We start from the raw sequence: 7,366 nt of genomic DNA on the forward strand, positions 1-7,366 counted from the left end.
GGCGTCGCGGGCGTCGTCCACGCTGTCCCCGACCACGTCCGGGACCTCGATCATCTCCGGCCCCTTGGACAGGGTCAGCGTCACCGTGTCGCCCTCGGCGGCCTGGCGTCCCTCGCGCGGGCTCTGCGCGGCCACCTGGCCCGCGTCGTACTCGGAGTGGATCCGCTTGTCGGCGATCCTCACCTTCAGACCGGCGTCCGTCAGCTCCTGCCGGGNNTCGCCTGTGACGTCGGGGATGTCGACGGGGCTGCCCTTGCTGACGACCAGCGCGATCGCCGAGCCGGAGTGCCGCTTGGTGCCCGCCTCCGGCGTCGTACCGATCACCGAGCCCCTCGGCACCTCGTCGCTGAACTCCCGGGTGACCATGCCCGGCTCCAGGCCGTCCGCCTTCAGCCGCGCCCGCGCCTTCGCGAGCGACTGCCCGGCCACGTTCGGCACGTTCACCGTCTCCGGGCCCAGCGACACGGTCAGCGTCACCGAGTCGTGGTCCCGGATCCGCGCGCCCGGCGCCGGGTCGGAGCCGATCACCGTGCCGCGCTCCACGGTGTCGCTGTACGCGCGCTTGACCTGGCCGACGTCGAGCCCGGCCGCCTCCAGCCGCGCCTTCGCCTGCGCCTCGGTCTGCGACAGCAGCGGCGGCACCTTGGTGAACTGGCCCGAGTTGATGTACCAGATCCCGGCGCCCACGCCGAACACCAGCAGTACGGCGGCGATCACCGCCAGCACCGCGCGCGGGGGCCGCGCGCGGTGCTGGCGGGGCGGCACGGGCGGGGTCCGGAAGCGGGCGGTGCGGTCGACGCCGTCCCCGGCCCCGTCCCCGAGGGCGTCCCCGGGCAGGTCCTCCGCCGCGTCCTCGTTCACGGGCAGCGGCCGGGGCACCGTGAGCGCGCGCGGGATCACACTCGTGCGGTCCTCGGCGTTGTCGTGCTCCGCGGCCAGCGCCTGCGGCGGCAGCGCGTCCAGCTGCTCGTCGGTCAGCGCCGGCCGGGCCTCGCGGACCTGGGCGAGCAGCGCCACGGCGTCCTGCGGCCGGAGGTCCGGGGTGCGCGCGGTGGCCGACGCGACCAGCTCGTCCAGCTCGTACGGCAGCCCGGGCACGAGCGCCGACGGCGGCGGCACGTCCTCGTGGATGTGCTTGTAGAGCACCTGCGCCGGGGAGTCCCCGGCGTGCGGCTTGGCGCCCGTCAGCATCTCGTACAGGACCACCCCGCACGCGTACACGTCGACGCGCGGGTCGGTGGTGCCCTGCTCGATCTGCTCCGGGGCGAGATAGGAGACGGTCCCGAGGACGGCACCCGTCGTGCTGGTCACCGTGTCCACGGAGCGCACCAGCCCGAAGTCGGCGACCTTGACCCGGCCGTCGTCGCCTATCAGCACGTTCTCCGGCTTCATGTCCCGGTGCACGAACCCGGCCCGGTGCGCGGCGCCCAGCGCGGCGAGCACCGGCTCCAGGATGTCCAGCGCGGCCCTCGGCTGGACCGCGCCCCGCTCGCGCAGCACGTCCCGCAGGGTGCAGCCGGCGATGTACTCCATCGCCAGATACACGTACGACCCGTCGGTCCCCTGGTCGAAGACCTGCACCACGTTGGGGTGGTCGAGCCGGGCGACGGACTTGGCCTCCCGGATGAACCGCTCGACGAACGTCCCGTCGGCCGCGAGCGTCGGGTGCATCACCTTCAGCGCGAGCACGCGGTCCAGACGGGTGTCCAGGGCCCGGTAGACCGTGGCCATCCCGCCCGCCGCGATCCGCGCGTCGACGCGATACCGGCCGTCGAGCACCTGCCCGACGAGGGGGTCCTGAAGGGTCGTATCCACGAGAGGCGAGTCTACGAGGACCGACCGACACCCCCGCCGCCTCATGCCACCCAGCACCCGTACTGAAGCCGACCTGTGACGCTTCACCCACCCCCACACCCACGACCCGCGCCCGCCGCCGTCGAGGACGCCCTCCGACCTGCGGCGGTCCGCGGGCCTTCGCCACTCGCGGTGGGACACGCGGTCCACGACCCGGCGGGGCAGGTCCCGCGACCCGCGGCCGTCGGCGTCGAGGACGCTCTCCGACGTGCGGTGGCCCGCGCGCCTTCGCCACTCGCGGTGGGACACGCGGTCGACGGCCCGGCGGGGCAGGTCCCGCGACCCGCGGCCGCCGGCGTCGAGGACGCTCTGCGACGTGCGGCGGTCCGCGGGCCTTCGCCACCTGCGGTGGGACACGCGGTCCACGACCCGGCGGGGCAGGTCCCGCGACCCGTGCCCGTCGGCGTCGAGGACGCTCTGCGACGTGCGGCGGTCCGCGGGCCTTCGCCACTCGCGGCGGGACACGCGGTTCACGACCCGGCGGGGCAGGTCCCGCGACCCGCGCCCGTCGGCGTCGAGGACGCCCCACGGGAAAGTCCGGCCTTCCCGTGGGCGGTGACGGGCGGGCGAGGAGACGGGACTACCGCACCGCTCAGAACGCGGGACGCTCAGGATCGAGCACGGCCAGGCCCTCCGCAGGAGACGACGCCTCCGCGAGATACCGCCGCGGGATCCGCCCCGCCGACCGAGCCAGCCGGCCCCCCTCCACGGCATGCCGCATCGCGGCGGCCATCCGCTCAGGGTCCTGCGCCCGCGTCACCGCCGACGCCAGCATCACCCCCGCACACCCCAGCTCCATCGCCAGCGCCGCGTCGGACGCCGTACCGGCCCCCGCGTCCAGGATCACCGGCACGCGCGCGTGCTCCACGATCAGCTGGAAGTTGTGCGGGTTGCGGATCCCGAGCCCGGACCCGATCGGCGAGCCGAGCGGCATGACGGCGGCGCACCCCACGTCCTCCAGCTTCCGCGCGAGCACCGGGTCGTCGTTCGTGTACGGCAGCACCGTGAACCCGTCGTCGACCAGCGTCTCCGCCGCCTCCAGCAGCTCCACCGGATCCGGCAGCAGCGTCCGCTCGTCGGCGATGACCTCCAGCTTGATCAGGTCCGTGCCGAGCGCCTCCCGGGCCAGCCGCGCGGTCAGCACCGCCTCGCCGGCGGTGAAACAGCCGGCCGTGTTCGGCAGCACCCGGATGCCGAGCTTCTCCAGCACCGACAGCACCGAGCCGTGCACCGAGGGGTCCACCCGGCGCATCGCGACCGTGGTCAGTTCCGTGCCGGAAGCGATCAGCGCCCGCTCCAGCACCTCCAGGCTGGGCGCCCCGCCCGTGCCCATGATCAGCCGGGAGGAGAAGGTCAGGTCACCGAGGACCAGCGGATCGTCGGCCATGGCTCAGCCTCCCTGTACGGCGGTGAGGACTTCGACCCGGTCGCCGTCGGCGAGGGCGGTCGTCGCCCACTCCGCGCGCGGGACGACGGTCTCGTTGACGGCGGCGGCCACCCCGCGCGGCGCCGCGGTGAGGGTCCGCACGAGGGTGTCGAGGGCGGTGCCCGGGGCGACCTCCCGGCGCTCCCCGTTGACGGAAATCAGGACCGAGCTGTTCATGCGGGCTGCTCCAGCTTCTCCAGGGGTACGGCGGCGAAGCGCCGCGGCGTGAACGGACGTGCCTCTTCCGGAAGCTCGCCGGTGACCAGGGCGTGCGCCAGCACGTCCCCGGTGACCGGGGTGAGCAGCACCCCGTTGCGGTAGTGCCCGGTGGCCAGCAGCAGCCCGGGCAGGCCGGACGGGCCGAGCAGCGGCGCGTTGTCGGGGGAGCCGGGACGCAGCCCGGCGCGGGTCTCGGTGAGCGGCAGCTCGGTGATGCCGGGCACCAGCTCGTGGGCGTCGCGCAGCAGCTCGTACACGCCCCCCGCGGTGACCGTCGTGTCCCAGCCCAGCTCCTCGCTGGTGGCGCCGACGACCAGTTCGCCGTTCTCCCGGGGCACCAGGTAGACCTGGCTGCCGCGCACCACGGCCCGGACGGTCCGGCTCAGGAAGGGCGCGTACCGGGGCGGCACGGCCAGCCGCAGCACCTGCCCCTTGACCGGCCGCACCGGAGGCAGCAGTTCGTCCGGCACCCCCACCAGGCGTCCGCTCAGGCTGCCGGCCGCGAGCACCACCTGCTCCGCGCGCAGCCCGGTGCCGTCCGCCGTGGTGGCCCCGACGGCCCGGTCACCCGCCACGTCCAGCCGCTCGGCCCAGGCGCGGTGGAACACCACACCGGACCGCTCGCACGCGGCCACCAGAGCCGCCGCCAGCCGGCGCGGGTCGATCTGGTGGTCGCCGTCGACCCGCAGCCCGCCGCGCACCCCCGGCGCCAGCATCGGCTCCAGGCGCCGGCACTCCCGCCCGGACAGCCACTCCGCGGCGAGCCCCGAGCGCTGCTGGAGCGCGTGCAGTTCCCGCAGGTGGGCGCGGTCGTCGGCGTCCAGCGCGACGGCCAGGGTGCCCGAGCGGCGGTAGCCCAAGTCGCGGCCCGTCAGTTCGGTCAGCTCGGCCGCGAAACCGGGGTAGCGGCGGGCGGATTCCAGGTTCAGGGCGAGCAGTGTCTCCTCGCCGTAGTGCAGTTCGGTGACCGCGGCCAGCATCCCGGCCGCGACCTGCGCGGCCCCGCCGCCGGGTTCGGGGTCCACGACGGCCGTGGCGAGCCCGCGCTGCGCCGCGCGCCAGGCCGTGGCCAGGCCGATGATGCCGCCCCCGATGACGAGGACGTCGGACGTACGTGACGACATGGGCGGTAAGCCCCTCCCTTCGCCGGCATGACCCGGATCAGGTTCGTACGGTCGGAGGCCGCCAGCCTCCCTCTCAGCCCGGTGCGTCCGGGCTCCCGCGAGTGCTTGTACGGTGGCCACCCTAGCCCGCCGACCTCCTCACCCGTAAGGGAGCCCTGTCCCATGGCCCGCTCGCTCGACGGACTCACCCTCGCCCCCGTGGCGGACCAGGCCCCAGGTCAGGTGGGCACCCGCACCCGGTTCGCCTACCACGAGCAGGACGGTGTGATCTGGGCCGAGTATGCGGGCGGTGACGTCGTCCGCGGCCACCTGGTCGGCACCCGCGACGGCGACCGGCTGGACTTCCGGTACGTGCAGCTGAAGACCGACGGACGGACCGCCTCCGGGCACTGCGTGTCCACGGTCGTCGAGCTGCCGGACGGGCGGGTGCGGCTGGAGGAGACCTGGGAGTGGGAGTCCCAGCCGGGCTCCGGGACGAGCGTTGTGGAACAGGTCACCGAGCACGCCCCCTGACTGACGGATCATCAATTGTCTATGGTGATCGGGTGAGCGAGCAGACAGCGGAAGAGGGCACGTCACCGGGGCGGCGCGTGGTCGTCGTCGGCGCGGGCATGGCCGGGGTGCAGACCGCGGTCGCCCTGCGCGAGCAGGGCTTCCGGGGCCGGGTGACCGTCATCGGTGCCGAGCCGCACCAGCCGTACGACCGGCCGCCGCTGTCGAAGGCGGTGCTGCTCGGCAAGGCCGAGGACTCCGCCTTCGAGGTGGACTTCGAGTCCCTCGGGGTCGAGCTGCGGCTGGGCTGCGAGGTGCACGGGGTGCGCCCCGCCGAGCACGAGCTGGACACCGGGACGGGCCCGGTGCCGTACGACGTCCTGGTCCTCGCCACCGGCGCCGAACCGATCCGGCTGCCCGGCACCGAGGGCGTGCCCGGCGTGCATCTGCTGCGCACCCTGGACGACGCCGAACGGCTGCGGCCCGTGCTCGCCCGGCAGCACGACATCGTGGTGGTGGGCGCCGGCTGGATCGGCGCCGAGTTCGCCACCGCCGCCCGCGAGGCGGGCTGCGCGGTCACCGTCGTGGAGGCCGCCGACCATCCGCTCGCCGGCGCGCTGCCCGCCGAGGTCGCCGCGCCCATGGCCGCCTGGTACGCCGACGCCGGCGCGGAACTGCGCACCCACGCGCGCGTGGAGCGCGTCGAATCCGGCGAGGTGGTGCTCGCCGACGGCACCCGGCTGCCCGCGGGCGCCGTCGTCGTCGGCATCGGCGCCCGCCCCGCCACCGGCTGGCTGGCCGGCTCCGGCATCGAGCTGGGCGCGCACGGCGAGGTCCTCACCGACGACCGCCTGCGCACCTCCGTGCCGGACGTGTACGCCGTCGGCGACTGCGCCTCCTTCCCCTCGGCCCGCTACGGCGAACGGCTCCTCGTCCACCACTGGGACAACGCCCTGCAAGGTCCGCGCACGGTGGCCGCGAACATCCTCGGCGAGACCCCCGCGGTCTACGATCCGGTGCCGTACTTCTGGTCCGAGCAGTTCGGCCGGTTCGTGCAGTACGCCGGCCATCACGCCGCGGCCGACCGCCTGGTCTGGCGCGGCGACCCGGCGGGCCCGTCCTGGACGGTGTGCTGGCTGCGTGAGGGCCGCCTGGTGGCCCTGCTGGCCGTCGGCCGCCCCCGGGACCTGGCCCAGGGCCGCCGCCTGATCGAGGCGGGCCGCACCATGGACGCCGAGGCCCTCTCCGACCCGTCCCGCCCCCTGAAGGACGCGACGGCCGACTGATCAGCGTCCCCCTGGGGGGTGCCCCTGAGGGGCGCGGGGCTGTGTGTGATATGCGGCCACCGCCGCGTGGGCGCGACCAGCGACGACGCACCCGCAGATGGCGCACGACCGATCGCGGCCGGTCCGGCGGAGCGCCTACGCTTGTATCCGTGACCGAGATTGACGCAAAGATCGATGCTCTCGTCCCCGCCTGGCTCACTCTCCCCGACATCGCCGAACAGCTCGGCGTCGAGGTGACGCGCGTCCGGCAGCTGGTCAAGGAGGGCCAGCTGATCGCCGTACGCCGTGGTGAGAACAAGGCGCTGCACGTCCCCGCCGCCTTCATCGACGGGGACAAGGTCGTCAAGGGCCTGTCCGGGACCCTGACGCTCCTGCGGGACGACGGCTTCACGGTCGAAGAGATGATCGAGTGGCTCTTCACCCCCGACCCGACCCTGCCCGGCACCCCCGCGCAGGCCCTGAGCGAGAATCGCGGCACGGAGGTGAAGCGCCGCGCCCAGGCGCTCGCCGTCTGAGCCGACCCGCAGCCCGAGGCGGCGTGCGGGCCGGACGCCCGCACGCCGCCGCCAGGGACACCGACCACGGGGGGACCCACGCATGTCCGACACCGCCCGCGCCGCGCTCGCCGACGCCCGCCTGTACCTCTGCACGGACGCCCGCAGGCGCCAGGGCGACCTGCCCGAGTTCCTGGACGCGGTCCTGGCCGGCGGCGTCGACATCGTGCAGCTGCGCGACAAGGGCATGGAGGCCGCCGAGGAGCTGGAGCACCTGGCGGTCTTCGTCGACGCCTGCGCCCGGCACGGCAAGCTGCTCGCGGTCAACGACCGGGCGGACGTCGCCCACGCCGCCCGCGCCGACGTGCTCCACCTCGGCCAGGGCGATCTGCCCGTGCCCGCGGCCCGCGCGATCCTCGGCGACGAGGTGCTGATCGGCCGCTCCACGCACGCCGAGGCCGAGGCCGCCGC

8 protein-coding genes and 1 riboswitch are annotated in these 7,366 nt (G+C 74.8%); of the genes, 4 read left to right on the plus strand and 4 right to left on the minus strand.

What is annotated here, in order from left to right; translation table 11 throughout:
• The 4 genes from pknB to thiO form a co-directional block, all read right to left on the minus strand.
• A partial coding sequence (gene pknB, locus CCN44_RS05220) for a Stk1 family PASTA domain-containing Ser/Thr kinase (protein WP_167403942.1) occupies positions 1-1,815 on the minus strand: 1,815 nt, incomplete at its 3' end.
• Positions 1,816-2,446: 631 nt separating this feature from the next.
• Positions 2,447-3,241: a thiazole synthase gene (locus tag CCN44_RS05225; RefSeq protein ID WP_059248854.1), complete on the minus strand. Its 795-nt coding sequence runs from the start codon at positions 3,239-3,241 to the stop codon at positions 2,447-2,449.
• Positions 3,242-3,244: 3 nt separating this feature from the next.
• Positions 3,245-3,457 (minus strand): sulfur carrier protein ThiS, encoded by a 213-nt coding sequence (gene thiS, locus CCN44_RS05230; RefSeq protein WP_059248853.1) that lies wholly within the window; start codon positions 3,455-3,457, stop codon positions 3,245-3,247.
• A complete protein-coding gene (gene thiO / locus CCN44_RS05235; RefSeq protein WP_086696974.1) occupies positions 3,454-4,623 on the minus strand; it encodes a glycine oxidase ThiO in 1,170 nt (389 codons plus the stop codon). The genes thiS and thiO overlap by 4 nt, the downstream gene beginning before the upstream one ends.
• Positions 4,621-4,732: riboswitch (TPP riboswitch) on the minus strand. (Overlaps the previous gene by 3 nt.)
• Before the next feature lie 53 nt (positions 4,733-4,785).
• On the opposite strand from thiO, the gene CCN44_RS05240 reads away from it, so the two are divergent.
• The 4 genes from CCN44_RS05240 to CCN44_RS05255 all read left to right on the plus strand — a co-directional run.
• Positions 4,786-5,136 carry a hypothetical protein gene (locus tag CCN44_RS05240; protein WP_059248851.1) on the plus strand — a complete coding sequence of 117 codons (351 nt, stop codon included), beginning with the start codon at positions 4,786-4,788 and terminating at the stop codon, positions 5,134-5,136.
• Positions 5,137-5,168: 32 nt separating this feature from the next.
• The gene (locus CCN44_RS05245; RefSeq protein WP_079080928.1) at positions 5,169-6,401 is read left to right on the plus strand and encodes an NAD(P)/FAD-dependent oxidoreductase; all 1,233 of its coding nucleotides are present in this window, start codon (positions 5,169-5,171) and stop codon (positions 6,399-6,401) included.
• 149 nt (positions 6,402-6,550) lie between these two features.
• The gene (locus CCN44_RS05250; protein WP_059248849.1) at positions 6,551-6,916 is read left to right on the plus strand and encodes an Rv2175c family DNA-binding protein; all 366 of its coding nucleotides are present in this window, start codon (positions 6,551-6,553) and stop codon (positions 6,914-6,916) included.
• Positions 6,917-6,998: 82 nt separating this feature from the next.
• A partial coding sequence (locus CCN44_RS05255; RefSeq protein ID WP_208639709.1) for a thiamine phosphate synthase occupies positions 6,999-7,366 on the plus strand: 368 nt, incomplete at its 3' end.

It is taken from the genome of Streptomyces tricolor (assembly GCF_002155905.1).
Taxonomy (GTDB): Bacteria; Actinomycetota; Actinomycetes; order Streptomycetales; family Streptomycetaceae; genus Streptomyces; species Streptomyces tricolor.

What these genes read in the sequence shown, in the direction of transcription:
- CCN44_RS05225 (WP_059248854.1), bottom strand. Translation starts at nt 3,241, where the DNA reads ATGGCCGACGATCCGCTGGTCCTCGGTGACCTGACCTTCTCCTCCCGG.
- thiS (WP_059248853.1), bottom strand. Translation starts at nt 3,457, where the DNA reads ATGAACAGCTCGGTCCTGATTTCCGTCAACGGGGAGCGCCGGGAGGTC.
- thiO (WP_086696974.1), bottom strand. Translation starts at nt 4,623, where the DNA reads ATGTCGTCACGTACGTCCGACGTCCTCGTCATCGGGGGCGGCATCATC.
- CCN44_RS05240 (WP_059248851.1), top strand. Translation starts at nt 4,786, where the DNA reads ATGGCCCGCTCGCTCGACGGACTCACCCTCGCCCCCGTGGCGGACCAG.